15 protein-coding genes and 1 pseudogene are annotated in these 15,797 nt (G+C 40.0%); 4 read left to right on the top strand and 12 right to left on the bottom strand.

The window, feature by feature from the left end:
* Nucleotides 1-20: 20 nt before the first annotated feature.
* Both RMY00_RS01845 and RMY00_RS01840 read right to left on the bottom strand, forming a co-directional pair.
* Nucleotides 21-296, bottom strand: coding sequence for a hypothetical protein (locus tag RMY00_RS01845; RefSeq protein ID WP_322645923.1), 276 nt, complete (start codon nucleotides 294-296; stop codon nucleotides 21-23).
* A 54-nt stretch (nucleotides 297-350) separates the two neighbouring features.
* On the bottom strand, nucleotides 351-1,523 hold the full coding sequence (locus RMY00_RS01840) for a GNAT family N-acetyltransferase (protein ID WP_322645922.1): 1,173 nt from the start codon (nucleotides 1,521-1,523) through the stop codon (nucleotides 351-353).
* Nucleotides 1,524-1,992: 469 nt separating this feature from the next.
* Here RMY00_RS01840 and RMY00_RS01835 point away from each other — a divergent pair, with 469 nt between their 5' ends.
* The 3 genes from RMY00_RS01835 (at nucleotide 1,993) to RMY00_RS01825 (ending at nucleotide 4,910) form a co-directional block, all read left to right on the top strand.
* Nucleotides 1,993-2,400 carry a hypothetical protein gene (locus RMY00_RS01835; RefSeq protein ID WP_322645921.1) on the top strand — a complete coding sequence of 136 codons (408 nt, stop codon included), beginning with the start codon at nucleotides 1,993-1,995 and terminating at the stop codon, nucleotides 2,398-2,400.
* Nucleotides 2,401-2,526: 126 nt separating this feature from the next.
* A complete protein-coding gene (locus tag RMY00_RS01830) occupies nucleotides 2,527-2,931 on the top strand; it encodes a hypothetical protein (protein ID WP_322645920.1) in 405 nt (134 codons plus the stop codon).
* A gap of 527 nt (nucleotides 2,932-3,458) precedes the next feature.
* On the top strand, nucleotides 3,459-4,910 hold the full coding sequence (locus RMY00_RS01825; RefSeq protein WP_322645919.1) for a lipopolysaccharide biosynthesis protein: 1,452 nt from the start codon (nucleotides 3,459-3,461) through the stop codon (nucleotides 4,908-4,910).
* Between the two features lie 36 nt (nucleotides 4,911-4,946).
* On the opposite strand, the pseudogene RMY00_RS01820 reads toward RMY00_RS01825, so the two are convergent.
* From RMY00_RS01820 to RMY00_RS01775, 10 genes and pseudogenes are all read right to left on the bottom strand, one after another.
* Nucleotides 4,947-5,066 (bottom strand): annotated as a pseudogene (locus RMY00_RS01820) (transposase); the annotation flags it as partial.
* Nucleotides 5,062-5,568: a class I SAM-dependent methyltransferase gene (locus RMY00_RS01815; RefSeq protein ID WP_322646023.1), complete on the bottom strand. Its 507-nt coding sequence runs from the start codon at nucleotides 5,566-5,568 to the stop codon at nucleotides 5,062-5,064. The gene RMY00_RS01815 and the pseudogene RMY00_RS01820, both read right to left, overlap by 5 nt.
* A 194-nt stretch (nucleotides 5,569-5,762) precedes the next feature.
* Entirely contained in the window at nucleotides 5,763-6,890 is a 1,128-nt protein-coding gene (locus RMY00_RS01810; RefSeq protein WP_322645918.1) for a hypothetical protein, read from the bottom strand.
* Nucleotides 6,891-7,209: 319 nt separating this feature from the next.
* Nucleotides 7,210-7,572 carry a CpeR family transcriptional regulator gene (locus RMY00_RS01805; RefSeq protein ID WP_322645917.1) on the bottom strand — a complete coding sequence of 121 codons (363 nt, stop codon included), beginning with the start codon at nucleotides 7,570-7,572 and terminating at the stop codon, nucleotides 7,210-7,212.
* Entirely contained in the window at nucleotides 7,550-8,173 is a 624-nt protein-coding gene (locus tag RMY00_RS01800) for a chromophore lyase CpcT/CpeT (protein WP_322645916.1), read from the bottom strand. The genes RMY00_RS01805 and RMY00_RS01800 overlap by 23 nt, the downstream gene beginning before the upstream one ends.
* Before the next feature lie 238 nt (nucleotides 8,174-8,411).
* On the bottom strand, nucleotides 8,412-8,942 hold the full coding sequence (locus tag RMY00_RS01795) for a phycobiliprotein lyase (protein WP_322645915.1): 531 nt from the start codon (nucleotides 8,940-8,942) through the stop codon (nucleotides 8,412-8,414).
* A gap of 118 nt (nucleotides 8,943-9,060) precedes the next feature.
* Nucleotides 9,061-9,819, bottom strand: coding sequence for a phycobilisome rod-core linker polypeptide (locus RMY00_RS01790; protein ID WP_322645914.1), 759 nt, complete (start codon nucleotides 9,817-9,819; stop codon nucleotides 9,061-9,063).
* Nucleotides 9,820-10,047: 228 nt separating this feature from the next.
* A complete protein-coding gene (locus RMY00_RS01785) occupies nucleotides 10,048-10,797 on the bottom strand; it encodes a phycobilisome rod-core linker polypeptide (protein ID WP_322645913.1) in 750 nt (249 codons plus the stop codon).
* A gap of 41 nt (nucleotides 10,798-10,838) precedes the next feature.
* Nucleotides 10,839-11,699: a phycobilisome linker polypeptide gene (locus RMY00_RS01780; protein ID WP_322645912.1), complete on the bottom strand. Its 861-nt coding sequence runs from the start codon at nucleotides 11,697-11,699 to the stop codon at nucleotides 10,839-10,841.
* 380 nt (nucleotides 11,700-12,079) lie between these two features.
* Nucleotides 12,080-12,205, bottom strand: coding sequence for a hypothetical protein (locus tag RMY00_RS01775; RefSeq protein WP_322645911.1), 126 nt, complete (start codon nucleotides 12,203-12,205; stop codon nucleotides 12,080-12,082).
* A 508-nt stretch (nucleotides 12,206-12,713) separates the two neighbouring features.
* Between RMY00_RS01775 and RMY00_RS01770 the strand changes: the two genes are divergently transcribed.
* Nucleotides 12,714-15,797, top strand: a 3,084-nt coding sequence (locus RMY00_RS01770) for an NACHT domain-containing protein (protein ID WP_322645910.1), incomplete at its 3' end; no start/stop codon positions are given.

The raw sequence follows: 15,797 nt of genomic DNA, 5'->3' as shown, positions 1-15,797 counted from the left end.
TACTTCTAAGGTCTGATCACCTAGTAAATGTCAACTTTTCTTTCTTTTTCAGCAAATCTCCTTAGATAAAAATTCCGAATATGATACAAATAACGTGATTTTCTACGGATAAAAGCATTATTCCCCACAGTGATCGCAACAGTAGCAACATTTGTCTGGAAAAATCCTGATGGTTCAAAAATCACCGTTACTTTTGAGCATGACAAGCTCAAGAGTAAAGAACAGTCAGGATTAAAGTAATAAACGTGAGGTAGGCGGTCTAGTTTGAATGCGATCGCCTTTCCTCTGTGAAACATTTCCTTGAGTGTTAAATAGTGCCCTAATAGGAATTTTGGTTAATTCCAATGGCTTTATTTATTACACTTAAGCACTAAAAATTTATACAGCTTTACCAATCTTATTTTAAAGACTTTCAGCTTATTAATAATATATGCAGGTATCAATCCAAATATTAGAGAAATAGGTTGATGCGAATATACTTTTATATTATAGTGTGGGCGTTTATCCATATTCCAATTGTCATACCAAGGAAAATCACTAACTAGATTAATCTCCTCAACATTATCTGTATAAGCTGACTTAACTACTTCTTCAAAAAGAATAGTGCCAGGAGAAAATTTGGAATAACTCTCATCGTAAGCCAATTTCCAAATAATGGTTGAACGCTTTAACTTAATCGCTAAATTGATCGCCATTGTTTTACCTCCTGCTTCAAGCAATTGCCATTCAAGCCAACCAGCTTCTGATAGTCTACGTGTAAGATTTTTGTAAAATGATACATCTATTGATGAATTTGCAATTAATTTGCCTTTCGTCCTTTTCCAACTAGCAGCTTCCACTTCTATTAATTGAGGTAAATGTTTTTCAGTAGCATCGCTTCCTTGGAGGAAAATAGTTTTTACACCTTCTAGTTGATACAGTTTCTTTCTCGACCTTTTGATAGTACTTTTTAAATTCCCACTAAGGGTTTTGCGATATTCCTCAAAACAGCTAGCTACTTTTAAGTGCGCTCCCTTCATCCAATCAAGCTCTTTAATGAGGGTAATATCTGACATCTCTTCTAAAGCAGCAATAGTAGGTGAGTTTTCTGGTAAACGGTTAAATACTATTCCTATATGATGAGGACAAAATTTTATCGCAGCATCAATCAGGGCTGGAATAACTATATTTTCTAGCCCCAATGTGGCTACAATATCAAGCGAACATGATTGCGAAGACCTACGTGTAACTAAGAAAGAAAAATTGAATCCAAATAACCGTTGTGAAGTTACAATTAGCGGCAACACACCTACCAGATCAGAATTCCTATAAGCAAATACACAAAACCACGATTCGTCAACTTCCACATAGTGTTCAAAATATGATGATACCCATGCATAAGAAGTCATTGGTAACTGTTGAGTAGAATCAAACGCAAGCTGATTCCAATTCTCTGAATGAGGCTTGAGTTCTTCAAGGTTTTCAACAATCTTTATTTGTAATTGTTCCTTAGTTAGTAGTTTTGATTGTGTGAACAATACCATAGTTATAAATCTCTATTACACAGTCTTTGTAAGCAATTTGCACATTAAAATTCATTAAGACTTTGCTATCATCACTTGGTGAAGATTAATTCGCATATTGCAGAATGATATTTACCCTTTTGGATTTCAAGTTTTTCGTGTTGTCCCTCTCCGTTCATTTGTTGTTCGGACATATTTCATGGTTTTATTAATAGGTGATAGCATCAATAAGTCTATTACTGCTCCCAAGACCTGCTAGAATAACGATTCACTAATAAAACAATGTATGATCAATCTTGTTTTAAGGACTTTTACAAGAAAACATTCTGGGTTGTAATCTGACAAAACTTGGTTTTTCGCCATGATTCAGAACACCGATTAGGTGTTTTAGCGCGAAATTGAAAGATAAAAATGAGTATACAGCAACTAACACAAACTTTTCACAAATAATAAAAATTTAATTGATCTGACCTGTTGTCAAGCATTTTCTTTGATACATCATCAACGTGAGTATCGCTATGTAGTAATAGCGAGTGATGCTACTGCTTTGTACGACACTCAAACAGAATTAGGTAATCCGTGGCTGTTGGTTTTGGGGAAAACCTCTACTCCTGCGGGATGGGGTGTTAGCCATTGGTGTCAAGTTAAGAAAATTAGAGTCTTGTCAAGTAGAAGAAATTCAATGGTAGAACTCAACACAGTGGTGTTGAAACTAGTCATGAGTAAACCTCGTAAAAAACAAGGGAATCCAGATTTTCGCTATGGAGTCACTGTACCTGCCCCATCAAGCCAAGAAATAGAATCAAGGCTGTTAGAGTTAATCAGTCCAAATACATTTGCCAATCTCAAAGAGATAAAAGACAAAGACCGAAATTTGCGTAGGCGTAGCCCGCCGTAGGCATCGCGTTTACTAACCCTACCAGTGATGGCAGCAATAGTGCTAAGTTTGGTGTACAGACAAATAAATTATTTAACAGATGTGCTGCGCTGCTTGTAAGTGGAAGGATTATTGTGGGTAAAGGCAATGTCTGTGAGTCGGCAAGCATTATCTCAACAGCTAGAGAGCTTACCAGCACATTTATTTATTAAGCTATTTGAGCAAGTAATAGAGCGCCTAGTAGCTAAAAAAAGCAGAAATGAAATAGCACCTGTTTGGGCATCAGTAGTAGAAGAGTTCGGTGCAGTATGGATTGCGGATGCGTCAACCTTGGAGGCAGTCAAAAAACACTTGGGGCAACTTCAACAAAAAACAGGTGCAGTTTTAGGGGGAAAAATGCTGATGGTAGTAGAAGCATTCAACCACCGCCCAGTTGCGGCGTTTTTCGATGCCGATGCCAAACGTAACGAAACCAACTGGTGGGGTGAAATACAAATAGCGCCTACCAGTGGGTGGTTTACTGATTACAGATATGGGCTTTTATGGGTTTGAGTGGTTTGATAGCCTGAGTGAGCAAGGAAAATATATTTTAACTAGACAAAAAGCCAAGGTATGCTATCGGTATGGCTGTCTCTATCGCTTTTAGTAGCTCACTGCTTTGTATTATTGGAGACAACAGTGCGAAGTCTTTGAGATGCACTATAGTTTCTTTCTAGTCTTGATTACAATTCTTAATTTACACAACTTTGAGCCTTAACTGAACCGTATTGCACTAGATGGTTCATAAATCAGATAAGATTGCTATGTAACATTTTATTATCAGGCTAAAGATTTTTCATAAATTATTGGTTTAATTGCTCATATAAATAATTAAGAGTGAATTTGTTAAATAAATTATATTATAATTTCATGATTACTTTAGATAAACTTCATTTAAATTCAGTTTTGATAAATTATTTATAAATGTTAAGACTTTATTAAAAGTAAACAACGCTTTAAAATTAAATTTTGTTTGGAGGATTAAACTAAAGTGCATCCTCACAGTTACATCATAGGTAATTCTAAAGCTAACCTCTGTAATGCAATCAAATAAAGATTCATCGAATTTACGACAAAAAGCTGTTAAAGGAGTATTTTGGTCTGCTCTGGACAGTTGGGGAAGACAAGTTATAACCATTGGTGTTTTCTTAGTATTGGCACGCTTGCTAGGCCCACAAACTTTTGGGTTAATAGCCTTATCTACTATCTTTTTAAATTTTTTGCAAATCTTTGCTGACCAAGGTCTTTCTCAAGCAATTGTGCAACGTCAAGACCTAGAAAAAGAGCATTTAGATACTGCTTTTTGGAGTAATTTAGGAGTTAATGCGCTAGCAGCGATATTAAGTATTGCTTGTGCTGGATTGATTGCTGATTTATTCAAAGAGCCACAGATTACATCAATAATTCGCTGGTTATCTTTAGGCTTTATAATTACTGGTTTTAGTAGCGTTCAAGAAGCAATTTTTCAACGAAAACTAGCTTTCAAATCCCTGGCTATACGCTCATTAATAGCAGGGGTTGTTGGGGGTATAGTAGGCGTAACTATGGCATTCATGGGGTTTGGAGTTTGGAGCTTAGTTGGTCAGCAATTAGCCAATAACTTAGCCCAAGTTTTAGTGCTGTGGTGCGTAAGTGACTGGCGACCAGGATTTAAATTTTCGCTAAAACACTTCAAAGAACTATTTGCCTTTGGAGTGAATGTCATGGGTATGAGCTTATTTAACTTCTTAAATCGTCGTTCTGACGATATGTTAATTGGTTATTTTCTAGGTTCTGTAGCACTAGGATATTATAGCGTTGCCTATCGGTTGCTGCTAAATTTAACACAATTACTAACTATTGTGGTTGTCAAAGTTTCTTTACCAACTTTTTCTCGGTTACAAGCAGAACCGGAAAGATTACGTAACGCATTTTACAAAGGAATCCAATTCGCAAGCTTAATTACATTTCCAGGTTTCTTAGCGACTGTGGTATTAGCACCTGAAATAGTGGTGGTTATATTTGGAACAAAGTGGATACCAAGTATTCCAGTCATGCAAGTTTTAAATCTTATGGGAGTTATTTATGCTTATTTTTATTTCAACACTCCTTTAATGATGGCTATAGGAAAACCTTCTTGGGAATTAGGTTTATATTTTTTACAAGCAATCACTAATATAATTGCTTTCGCCATATCAGTTAAATGGGGAATTGTTGCTGTTGCAGCAGCTTATGTTATTAGAAGTTATGTAATGGCTCCTATTGATATTTGGGTGATTCGGAAGTTGATCAACATTGATATAGGCACTTATTTACGCCAAGGTTTTATACCTTTAGTAGGTACAATATTAATGTTGATTGCTATCAGTCTTGTTAAATTTTTCTGCTCTACATTAATCAGTCCTTTAGCATTACTAAGTGTTTCCATATTTGTAGGTATCATCGTATACGTTTTATCAATTTACTTGATTGCACCAAAACTATTTTGGCAAGTAGTGAATATTGCTCGTTAAGGCAGTAAATATAACTTAATACAGTTCAGTTAAGGCTAAGGCTTCATCTAGTACAGCCACTGCACCTAAACGTTCTGAGGCATTAGCTTCGGTCACTAAAACGCCAATTAATAATCCTTGAGAGTCTACAACGATATGGCGCTTACGCCCCTTAACCAGGAGTAGGGTGAAATGGCTGGTCTGCAATTGCTTGCCATGAAGTTTCGCGCCACCCATTGGAGTATGTATCACCGCAAGCAATTATCGGATGAAGCGTTTGAATAATTATTTTGCCTTTGTCCTCTAACAAATTATGGCCTGCCTTGGCAATCTCATCAACAGCGCATTCGCCTAGAATTGAAAAGTTGCAAATAAAGCAAGAGAAATAGTTGATGGTGCTAAATCTTTGTGATGCAAGATCCGAGTACGAACAGACAACAAAGCGAGAATCACCACTGTGCCTTGCTGCCTCAATGAGATCGGCACAAAAATCAACACCCCAGCCATCAAATCCTAAAGAAAAAAGCTGTCGAGACAGCCATCCTTCACCGCATCCAATATCTAAAAATGTTTTTGGATTAAGTTGGCTTATTGCTTTGACTATAGCGGCATCTGTGGCGATCGCACGACTATAAATCTGTTTATTACGAATTGCTTGTGTCCATAACAAAGCATTCATTTGCCATGAGTCAAGAATTCGTTTCTCATTCTCTTCCATACAACGCTGCTCAAATAATAGCACGAACATTTTTATACTTTAAAAACATAAGCGATAATGCAGCAAGATGCAGGATTTCGACTATTTGCAAGAATCACAGTTTTGATAGTTGATCAAATACTCAAAATATGTATATTTTTATCCAATGATGGCAGCTATCTGGCGTGGGTTCCAACACCAAGAAGAAAGCCTGTCTCTTTGAGCAGCAGCTGTAGTTCTGCGTGAGGAAGTTTTGTGTCCTTGTTGTTATTTTCCCACATATCAGAAAAGAAGTCTTGCATCAGCGCAATGATGCTGCGGTACTTGACGATGCTGGCAACATAGAACTCATCTAACTTCATCACCCCATCAGCATGTATCTGCTCGATGTTGTCGAGTAATATAGACCTCAGTTCATAAGGTTTTAAGCCTTCTTTTATACCATATTTTTCCATAATTTTGCGTTTATCGTTCTTTGAACATAAATCATAGGACGATCTAATAAGATGACCAAGATTTCGCAGGACTTCTCCATAGTCGTAAAATGTGTTCTGCTTAAAGAAAAACTCTTCATCTGTAGTCAACGTAAAACTCTTGTCCAGTACCAAACCAAAATCGGTCAAATATATCTGTTTACCGTCAGTGAGGATGTTGCGAAAATGTGCATCGAAGTGGATGATTCCCTTCGTTCTCAAAAAGTTAATCGTTGTGCGTAAATCGTCCAGGGATTTTTGAAGTTTGTTGGGGTTTAAGAGCAGCCATGTTTCCAGAACATGCGGTATGTACTCTAGAAACAAAAGCAACTCATAGTTGGCGTTCGCTCTATCTAACACATAATTTCCGGCGTTGGCACTATTACCCCAGTACTCCACGTAACCTTTTAGACGTGAACTATCGACATCTGCACGCTGCCCAGAGAAAGGAATAATCCGATAATGGTACATCAATGGGAAGGTGGCAATTATTCCCGACAATACCCAGTTGGTTGTCTTGATATGGGTAACAAGTTCCCGGAAGACCCCAAAACCAGTGGAACCGAAGCCGTAGTTACAGTAAGTTGGTAAGTTATAAATATTTCTGGTGGAGAACAGGTTGTCAAATTCGATGTTTGTAACCGGAATACGTTTCACAAAGACCTTGGATTTCCCAAGGACGATGGTGTGATTCATCCCCCAACCCGTGCTTGACTCATTCGACTCACTATTGTCAAACAAATAACGCAATTGTGCATTATCTAACTGAGCTATTTGTGAACTTAGTTTGAAGTACTTCTTCCTTCTAAGTTCTAAATGCTTTTTAGCCATTTACCCCGTCCAGCCACAGTATGAGAAACCATAAAACTATTCTGAGTAATCTTACTTTTATATTTTATATTATTAGTAACTAAGGTATACGTAGTCCGGGAGCAACGCGAAAATGTGAAATCATCGCTTTTTGAAGCAGGGGGAGCAGGGGGAGTAAAGAGAGAATTTAGTAACATGTGCTACTATAAATATTTCAAAATACACTTAATTTATTTTTCCTCCCCTGCCTCCCCTGCTTGCCCACCTCACAAAATCGCATTGCTCCCACGTAGTCCATGATTGGCGATCGCTTTTGAGGAAAACTTTGCGATTACTAACTTTAAGCCTGCTCATCAAATCGGGTGCGAAAGCCTCCGTATTTTATCCAATATTGTTTCAAATTGTGGCAGGGTGTATGCAAACTGGCTCTTGCCTGATATAGGATCACTTGACGATGATCGCCCATCCAAATTTTATTACTTGGGTCAACCGAAATAATAGTTCCTCCTAACGCTCCCACACATTGGGAAAAACGCTCAATAGCACTATAATCTACGGTTTCAAAAACAAAGAAATGACCTGAACAAATTAAATGCCTGCTGCGAATCCAGCACTGCATTTTTTTCTGCGCTTCTGGGGGTAGCATATTCGCTTTAATGGCCAGATTAGGCAGGGAAAGATCATAGGATGTTTGGGACTTCATGGGCGAAACCCTCCCGCTTTTCAAATCGCAAAGCCCCAAAGGTAGATCCCCAAACCTGCTCGTGTGTATTGACATCTAGCCCTCTATCTAGGCTTACCCAAGTAGTTTCTGTGATTTCAACGTAACTATCGAGATAAGTCTGGCAGCCATTTTTTTCAATCAAGCATAAGTTTCCAGGCTCAACAGCGCCTATAAATCTATCTCCCTCGCGTTTGAAAATCATCGAGCAGTTATATCTACGTGCGATACAATCTGGGGTGATGGTTTTAAGAATGCTTAACTCACGGGCTGCACCAGCATAGAAAAGGGCATTTTTTAAACTGTAGTTTTCGATATAAATCTCATCGCCACGAGCTACTAAGCGATGTACTCCCTGTCTATAAGGTCTCCACAAATCATAGTCATAAACCTGTTCTGAATAAAGCCCGATTCCTGAGAAGAATTCAAATGGTAATGGACGAAATAATACGTGAATATGAGCGTAATCTTTAGGATTTTCAAATGCCTGTTTATAATTGCTGAAATCCCCTGACATCCAACGAGCTAGGGTAATTAAATGATTCGATGTACTGTCGCGGATATGTGGTGGTGAAGAATTCATAAGTAGATAAGGATAAATAAACAATACAGAATTTGTTTTGTAAAGTTACTTCTTAGACTTTGCCCAAGACCGCACTTTCTGCAAAATTCAAAATTATGACCTTAAGCTATGGCAAAAGTGTCTATTGCAAGACTAATGACATAACGAAACTAACGTGGTCAGTTCATATTGAAACTGCACGCTCTGACGTTGTATATATATGACCAAAAATATTTAGAAAGCCATTTTTATATCTAGTTTATTTGTGAATATTCTGGCGGATTTCGGAAGAAAAAGAGGCAGTGACAACTCCTGTACCAGCGCTGGTTTTAATTAGAGAAACCCGACAACGGACATTGGGGTTGACAAACCATATCTTTTCTTCGGCGGCGGCGTGATCGTAGGTGGTGACTAGCACGAATGTGCTGTCTTCTGTTAAGTAATAATCGCCAGCTGCTGCGATCGTTTCGGCATAGCCTTGATCGCGCAAAAGTTTACCACGATGGGGATGAGTTGGATCGGGGATAGGAACTAGGACGCAACTACCTTTGATTTCATTGTCATCCCAGTCTGATTGGCCTTCCCAACTCATCCGAAAAGGAGAAACAACTGTTTGAGGATCAATGTTATAGCTTTTACACAAGTCAATTACTGCCGGATCATCATCTGGGAGAGCAATGATATCTATCTCAGACTGTACGGCTTCAAAGTGACCGAATGCTAAATGATGGGCACTGCGTTGCGATCGCCAACGCCCAATAGAATTTCTAACAAATTCTGTAATATTCATCAACTCTTTGGTTTGTGTTTTTAGCTATTTGCTTTTGAATTGGAGAATCTCCCAATTTACCCTTACAGATCATCCATATACAAAATGTTAGAGGCTAGGAAATTCTCCATTAGTAGCGTTAAGCTATTTCGGTGATACTAAGAATCTTGCCTCCTGTTTTCTGGATGCTCTGAATTTTTTTGGCTAGCTGGTTGTATCCCACGTCAAATGTTGCCATGCTTTTATTCACCCGAACACCAGAATTGGCTTTGGAGGCAGCGATGCGGAACCGCTTCCCTGTATTGCTGATAGCACCGGAACCACGAGGCGGGGAAACAATTTTGGTAGCTAGGTTAGTGCCAATGTCGCTAATCAATTTTGCTGATTTGCCCAAATCATTGGCAGCAAATCCCCGCATCAAGGCAAAGCTACGGTTAAAAACGACATTCTTGACCCCAGCTTGGGTACGATTACCACGGGCAGAGGGTACAATATTATCGCCAAAACTCCTGATATATTCATTGCTATCAATGTAGGAGTTGATTTCTGCTGCGTAACCCTGAGTGTTGTAAATTTGGACATGTTCCGCCACTTCAGCTTGATCTTGCGGGGCGCGACCGAGCAAATGTTTGAAGTTTAATTCGATAAAACGATAGGGAGAAGAAGTTTCAAAAAACAGCGAACGGTATAGATCAGATTGAGCTACGGCTCTGACAAAGCCAGTAACAGTAATGTCACCATTCCGCAATTGAGACTCTGCACTGGTAAGCCGTTGGCTATCAAATACATGAGCATTGCCCAAAACTTGCCGATACACTGCTCGGATCACGCCTTGCAGATCATCCTCAGTAGCGTTGGGGCGTAATTCAACAGATTCGGTTTCTATCCAAAGTGCCATGTTAATGCCTCCTAAATTTAAGATTTTCGTGTGATTTTTTGAAAAATTGTAAATTAAAAAAGTTAATTGTCTTGGTGGGCATTGCCCACCCCAATACTTTTCGGTTAAGCATTTTTAACTCGGAATGGGGTTTGGGGAAAAGGGTAAGGGTTAAAGCTTTTTTCTTTCCCCTTTCCCTTTGCCCTTTTCCCATTAACCGAGAAGTATTGTTGCCTACCCTGGAAAACGCTATGCGATTTCAGTAATGCTGACAATTTTGCCAGAAGTACGATGAATCCTCTGAATTTGCGGGGTCATTTTACTAGCTGGAACAATGTACTCAGTTGTACTGATGCGGCGGGGGCCGTCGAATTTGGAACCTGTCACTACGATTTTGAAACGTTTTTCGGTGCCAGAACCAATGACGGTAGACGAAGAGGCATTAATGGCATTGGCACTGTTGGTAGCAATAGCATAGACCAATTGTGCAGATTTGACTGAGCTATCAATTTGAGCAGGGCCTCTATCAATAGCAAACATTCGATTGTAGCCCACTTGCTTGAAGTTGGCTTCGCTGCTTTTACCGCGATCGTAGGGTACTACGTTTTCGCCAAAGGCTGCTTGATATTCACTACTATCGATGTAGGAATCAATTTCAGCATCATAACCTTCGGCGACAGTGCGAACAATATGCTCGGAAACTTCTCGTTGATCCTGGGGTGCGCGACCAAGCAAGTGCAGAAAGTTAAGTTCTACAAAACGGTAGGGAGCGCAAGACTCGAAGTAGCGGGTACGATAAAAATCAGACTTGGCGACGGCGCGAACAAAATCCCGCACGGTGATGGAGCGATCGCACAATTGCGATTCTGCTGTCACCAACCGCTCACTATCCATGACATGAGGGTTGCCTAAAACTTGTTTGTAAACTGCACGAATGATAGTTTGAACTTCCTCTAAGTCACTAGCGGGCCAAAGTTCAAGAATTGTCTGGGATGCCATTGAAATTTATGCTCCTTAATTTTTTAAGTTTGCACCCGAATTTATACAGAAGTGATACTTGCTATCACACCGCCCTGTTGGTGAATGCGCTGATACTCTTGAGAGAGCTTTTCGTAAGGCACCAGAAAGACTTGGTTGGAACGGCGAAACTTGGAAATACTATTGAAGGTTTTGGCACGATAACCTGTGACTTCAATGCGGTAAACTTTACCACCAGCACTAGCATCGACTCCAAGACGAGTACGGGCACCAGTAGGAGGTGGAGAGAAGGTTGCCCCAGAACTAGCAGGTGAAATTACTGCTGTAGGCGTGCTTTGAATTACTAAGGAATTAAGCTTGGGAGCTTTGCCCGACAGATCACCCTTCAGGCTGCTGCTAGAAGCACCCCGCACCAACTGGAAGGTGTGAGTAAATTGCACCATACTTTGAAGAGCTTCGGTTTTGTAGCCTCGGATATAAGGCACAATGTTCTCACCAAAGGTAGACTGATACTCATCACTATCGAGATAAGAATCAATCTCAGCTTCAAACCCTTGAGTATCAAGAATGGTGCTGTGTACCCGCATTTCTTCTAAATCTAGCGGTGGACGACCCAGCAGATGGCGGAAGTTGAGTTCGATCGCCCGGTAGCGGGCACAACTGGTAAAAAAGCGAGAACGATAGAGTTCAGATTTAGCTACTGCTCTAACAAACTCGCGGACGCTCAATTCACCTCGCTTAAATTGGGATTCGGGCACAGTGAGCCGCTCACTTTCCATCACATAGGCATTGCCTAATACTTGCCGATAGACTGCCCGAATGATTGTTTCTGCTTCTTCTTGTGAGCGACCTGATACCCACTCAACGGGAGGGGTTTCATCAAATAAACTTACTCCCAGGCGTGAAGCTGGTCCAAATGGCATTAATTGTTTCTCCTGTTAACGAAAGTTTAAGAAAATTGTTTCGATTTATAAATAAATTTCAGATTGCTCACCCAGTCCAATCAAACTGCTGGATTAATTTGTTGCAACTCAAATTGCCAGCTTTTCTAAGCATGGAAGTTGTTATTTCCTAGATGCTCAAGCTTTTTAGGCGTTTTATCTCGCTTTATTATGATCATTTTCTTATGAGCGCGTAACGATGAACATCAAGATTTGTAAATTTTAATGTAATCAGAGAAATTTGCACTCAGTTTGCACAAACGATTTTGATTTTAATGGGGATAGGGCATTGGGCATGGAAAAGAGGCAGAGGGGCGGGGTGCGGGGGGCAGAGGGGAAAACTCTTCTCCCTTGTCCATAGTTCACCCTGTCGCCCCGGCGCGGATTAATAAATTTATTCCAATAAAATTATCTGTCATAGTTTCCAGATCGCCTCTGGTTGCTGCGATCGCTAGAGCAGTCCAACTACCGATGTTGGTGGTATCCACTTAGGCAGCCAGTTCAATTAATGCTTTCACTGTATAAGTATCTCCATGATGCTTTCTTGCAATAATGTCATGACTAAGGTAGTCGAGATAAACACTTATAAACCGTTGCAAAAATCTCCTGGTAAGGGGAAGCACTACTAATTGCACGTTGTAGTTCTTCTAATTCTTCTGATGCTGGGTCTACGTTAAATGCGCGAAGTTTCGCAGTAAGTAAATGTTGACCACAAAAATACTTAGAACTACTGGAATTGTTTTGCAATATGAATTTTGGCAGTTGTCGACCCCTATTTCTTCAAGCCTTTTGAGAAATTCGGGGTTTGTATAGCTTTTAGCTAATTATTTGGTACTACAAAGCATAAATGTTTAATATGTAAATTAATCACGTTAATATCCTCATGACAATAAAATTATCTCTGCCAATCAATATATATTTAATTTTTAATGAAAACGTTTAATCACTTGTATAGAAATTGAATTACATAACGAATTATACATTGGACTCATACTCATGGCTGTAATGCAATCCCTTATTTCCATCGTCTGCCCTGCTATTGCAAAGTTCATATTTTCTACTTGGTTACAAAATCTCTCATCTGAGAAGGCAGTTAAAGAAAATATAGTAGACAAAATTAAAAATTTTATTACTAATCCGAGTGACCAAGAAAAAACACAAAGAATTACTGAAAAGATTGCCCAGCAGATAGTAGAACAGGTAGAGCCTATTTTCGACCTGGAAGCCGCAAACCTGAGCGAAAACAGTCGCACAGCGATTAAAACGGAAATTGCGGAAACATTGCAACGGGCTGAGGTAACGAATGAGTTGCTGATGAGTTTTAATCTAGATGCAAAACGCTTAACGCCAAATCTCCGCAGTGCTTATCCAAAGGCTTGCAAACACTTTGATCGCAATGAAACTGCTCTCTATGAGCGGATTTTGGAAGAAGTAAGCAAAGGCATCATAGAACTAGCACCACAACTGCAAAATTTTACTCTTGCTGCGACTACAGAAACTTTGCATCGCTTGGAAGAGATTATCACACATCACCAAACATTAAAGGAGCAGTCTCAACGAGAAAAAACTGATTTTGAGACAAAATATCGAGATGCTATCATCCGCAAACTAGATAAGCTGGAGGTGTTTGGTATGGGGCCAATGGACGACATAGCCACTCAACAAAGCCTCAGCACAGCCTATATAACTCTGTCAGCAACACAGCATGGACGAGAAGAAGAGAATCAAGAGGCAGAAATTTTTAGTAGAAGCCTAACGGAAGAAATAGCAGTTCATAGTCAAAAAGATGATAAAACCACAAGGTTACAGACATCTCTGGTAAATGAGACGCTTGTCGCCTGCCGAAAGATAGTGATTCGGGGTGAGGCTGGTGCTGGCAAAAGTACACTTCTTCAATGGCTAGCGGTACGTGCTGCCAAACAAGACTTTCCATCTGTCTTGGAGTCTTGGAATTGGCTAACACCATTTTTTATTCGGTTAAGGTCTTTCGTAGATACAGATTTCCCCACACCAGAAGAGTTTCCAAAACTCCATGCACCTAATATTACCGATACTATGCCCAAAGGTTGGGTACACCAATGCCTTAAGGATGGATATGCATTGGTATTAATTGATGGGGTGGATGAGCTACCACGGCACAAGCGCCAAGATTTTCTTGATGCTCTTGCTGACTTAATGGCAACCTATCCTTATGCACGTTATATTGTTACATCACGTCCTACTGGATTAAAGGACAGCCAAGGAGAAACGTGGCACGAGTGGGAAAGGTGGACAGAGAAAGAAGGATTTCTCAATCTGTCACTACAGCCTATGAGTCCTAGTGATATTGAGCAATTTGTTACTCAGTGGCATAATGCCCTACTTGATGCTTGTCGCCCAGAAGATCAACAGATTGACTTGTCCAGTACAGCTAATGACCTCAAACGTCTCTTGCATCTACGTCCTGAATTGAGACGACTGGCAACCACACCATTACTATGTGCGATGATTTGTGCCCTGCATAGAGAACGGCGTGAAAATTTGCCTACAGAACGTATCAATCTTTACAAACAATGTATTGATATGTTATTGAATAACCGCGATCGCGGGCGTAAAATAAGACTCGAACTTGATGACTCTTACCCCAGGGGTTTATCTGATAGTCAGAAATTGGCATTGATTCAATCTTTTGCCTATTGGATGATGGAAAACAATTATTCTGACGTTGAAATAGACCGAGCTGATGCACATTTCTCGCGTCGCCTACCAAGGATGGACTTTCCCAAAGAAGTTACTGGGCAACAGATACGCGCTCTGTTTGTGGAGAGAGCTGCACTTTTACGGCAACCAGTAACAGGGAAAATTGATTTTGCACACCGCACTTTTCAAGAGTTTCTTGCAGCAAATGCAGCACTTGATGAAGATAGCCTCAATGTACTACTAGAGCGCGCTGATAACGACCAATGGCGGGAAGCAATTATTGTGGCGGCAGGGTTAGCTCGCCCCATAGAGCGTAAAAAATTGCTAAAAAAGTTGCTTGCAATGGGTAACAAAATGCCAGAGAAACGCCATTATTTGCATTTGTTAGCGGTGGCGTGTTTAGAAACAACCGTAGAGGTCGATCCAGAAGTGCGTGCTAAAGTAATTGAAAAAGCGGAGGCGTTGTTACCTCCCAAAGATGATGACGAGGTGGTAATGGTTGCTAAAGCTGGGGATGCGATCGCACGCTTGCTTGCCCCAAAACCAAACTACTCTTCAGAAGAAATGGCTCGGTGTGTCGCAGCATTAGCCAAGATTGGTAGTTCAACTGCTATGCAGGTGTTGGCTGATTATGTAGATTATGCAACAAATACTCGTTATGAGTTAACTAAAGAATTATGCAAAGCTTGGGATGCCTTTGATCGGAGTAGTTATGCTCATACTGTATTATCTCATCTCAATGAATTATACGTTTTTAATTTAAAATCATGGGAGGGATTTGAGTATCTTAACAATATCTCTGTTCTGAGCATAAGAAATCCACTATTAGCAGACTTTAGCCCTCTCAAAAATCTGGCGAATTTGACTAAGTTAGAAATAGTTTTTGAAACTAATAATATTCATGGTCTTACTCAATTAGAATTAAACCGCATAGTAATTAGTGACCTTAGCCCTTTAGCTAGTCTCTTCAATCTTACTGAATTACTGTTAATCGGACATGCAGTTAGCGACCTTAGCCCCTTAACTAGCCTCTTCAATCTTGCTGATTTAAGGTTATGGGGAAATGCAATTAGCGACCTTAGCCCCTTAGCTAGTTTCTCCAATCTTACTAAATTCGTGTTAATCGGAGATGCAATTAGCGACCTTAGCCCCTTAGCTAGTCTCTCCAATCTTACTCGATTAGTGTTAACGGGAGATGCAATTAGCGACCTTAATCCCTTAGCTAGTCTCTCCAATCTTACTCAATTAGTGTTAACAGGAGATGCAATTAGCGACCTTAACCCCTTAGCTAGTCTCTGCAATCTTACTCAATTAGAGTTAACGGGAGATGCAATTAGCGACCTTAGCCCCTTAGCTAGTCTCTGCAATCTTACTCAATTAGAGTTAACGGGAGATGCAATT

Origin of the sequence: Nostoc sp. ChiVER01, assembly GCF_034531155.1 — a bacterium.
Taxonomy (GTDB): domain Bacteria; phylum Cyanobacteriota; class Cyanobacteriia; order Cyanobacteriales; family Nostocaceae; genus Nostoc.
The sequence above is the reverse complement of the archived record's forward strand: the minus strand, read 5'-3'. Positions and strand labels throughout refer to the sequence as shown.